Here is a 295-nt window from a genome sequence, read left to right as displayed (position 1 = left end):
TGTCCATCAGCAACACCCCCAACTCACTCAACTGGTGAATCGCCAGCGCCACGTCGCGCTGTTTTCCGGTCAAGTCTTCTGACAGGTCGAGCAGCAAGGCGGTGACCGAGGAAAAGGTTTCGTAGCTGTTGGTGATCAGGGTTTCGCTGCTGGCATCGGCGGCGACGTTGAACAGCGCAGGTGGCGACATAGCCGGGTCGGCTTTTGGATTGAGGTAGTGATCAATTGCGCGATGCGCGGCCTGATTGAGTTTCAGGTCCGGTTCGCTTGGAGGGTTCGGCGTTATTTTGAACAT

General features: G+C 56.6%; 1 protein-coding gene. It reads right to left on the bottom strand.

Annotated features, from left to right (window positions below; all coding sequences use genetic code 11):
- On the bottom strand, positions 1-295 hold a 295-nt coding region (locus BFP92_RS01950), incomplete at its 3' end, for a DUF6124 family protein (RefSeq protein ID WP_065911392.1).

The sequence above is a fragment of the Pseudomonas sp. 58 R 3 genome, from assembly GCF_900006605.1.
Classification (GTDB): Bacteria; Pseudomonadota; Gammaproteobacteria; order Pseudomonadales; family Pseudomonadaceae; genus Aquipseudomonas; species Aquipseudomonas salomonii.
The sequence above is the reverse complement of the archived record's forward strand: the minus strand, read 5'-3'. Positions and strand labels throughout refer to the sequence as shown.